Source organism: Levilactobacillus muriae, assembly GCF_045862015.1.
Classification (GTDB): Bacteria; Bacillota; Bacilli; order Lactobacillales; family Lactobacillaceae; genus Levilactobacillus; species Levilactobacillus muriae.
In genome coordinates, this window is sequence record NZ_BAAFRU010000061.1 from 1 (window position 1) to 1,591 (window position 1,591).

The following is a 1,591-nucleotide window of genomic DNA, read 5'->3' on the forward strand; positions in this document are numbered from 1 at the left end:
TCCTACGTTTAGTCAAGCTCTGTAAATAAATATATTTCAAAATTTCGTGTACACTAAACAGTACCTCACTAAGAAAGATTTGAAAATTAAAGTGAGACTGCTAGACTAAATTTATAAGGTGTATGCCTTATTGGACCTTGAGTCCGTGATATGAATAGTCATATCTTTGGTTGGCTTTTACCATGACTAAGAGACACTTGATGGTCTTATTCATGCAAGCTACCTTTGCGACCTTATCCCGTTTGGGATGAGGTCCTTTTTTTAATCGGTAATAGTAATCGACAATATGATTTGGTGCGGCTGCCTGTTGACGGATCATATTCCCTATTGTGAAGAACAAAATACTGCGTGCATGGGCGTTACCACGCTTATTAATGTGATCAGGGCGGGTGTATGTACCGGATTGATAACGATTCAAGTCGATTCCGATATAGGCATTTAGTTTGCGATTGTTGACGAATCTTCGAATGTTGCCAAGTTCTCCAATCAATTCGGCGGCCGTTTGGTCGCCGATTCCTGGAAACGAGGTCATTATTTCAAATTCAGGAAGTATTTGGGCTGATTTTTTGAGTTGCTTAACTAGTTTCTCTTTTTCCTGGATAAGGTTGATTAACTGCCGAGCATAATATTGCACTTCGTCAACCTGAATACTGTTACGATTAGCTGCCGGATAGCTAATTGATGCGAAGTGTAGAAGCTCTTGTGCGCGGCGCAGGGTCTTTGCCTTAGAGAGCTTCTTATCAGTGTTCTTTGACAAGATGTTTTTTAGTTTGGTCTGTGATAGAGAGCGGACGAAGTCTGGGTGTGGCATGAGTTCAATAACATTTAGCGCTAGCTTTGATACACGACTGGCGAAAAGATGCTCCAACTCTGGAAAAGTCTGTTGGAGAGCGTTATGAAGCCGCATGCGCTTATCCTTGATATCCGTTTCTATTTGAGCATGAAATCGGGTCAATTCACGTATTTTTCCATAGGTAGGAGTGAATGGCTGAGACAATGCTTGTGGATATTGGATACCATATTGAGCAATTTTATGAGCGTCATTTCGATCAGTCTTAAGACGGCGCAGGGTACTCATTTGGAAGTGTAACGTTAAGGGATTTACCTCAACGTAGTTCAATCTATTGTTTTTACAAAAAGTTTCAATCGGTCTCGAGTAAATACCAGTTGATTCAAAATAAACAACCGGATTGGTCCCTAGATTAACTCTTGAAAGCAAGGTTTTAAAACCAGTGATCGTATGGGTAAAAGTGAAATCATAAAGACATTGTGTTTGGTGGTAGATAGCACAACTGCTTTTCCCCATCGAGACATCAATACCAATAACATCATGTTGTTCCAAAACTAACATCTCCTAAAAAAATGCAGAACTATTCCGGGATTAACTCCGTCTATTCTAATTTCCTAAACGCGGTCTCGAAGACCAACATACTTAAACCTGAATTACTAGAGATAATGGCGGTGATCAGTTTGTATAAGCGGACTCGAGGTCCAAGGGTCTTTGTGCGATCTTTAGCTCCATATACCTACTGTAATTCAAAAAGCTCTGTAAAACCGAATTCGGTTTTACAGAGCTAATCTTAGTATGTTT

At 40.0% G+C, this 1,591-nt stretch carries 1 protein-coding gene; it reads right to left on the reverse strand.

Annotated features, from left to right (window positions below):
• Positions 1-127 precede the first annotated feature (127 nt).
• Complete coding sequence (locus ACKTSF_RS14450; RefSeq protein ID WP_407890274.1) at positions 128-1,342, reverse strand: IS110 family RNA-guided transposase; 1,215 nt, start codon at positions 1,340-1,342, stop codon at positions 128-130.
• Positions 1,343-1,591: the final 249 nt, after the last annotated feature.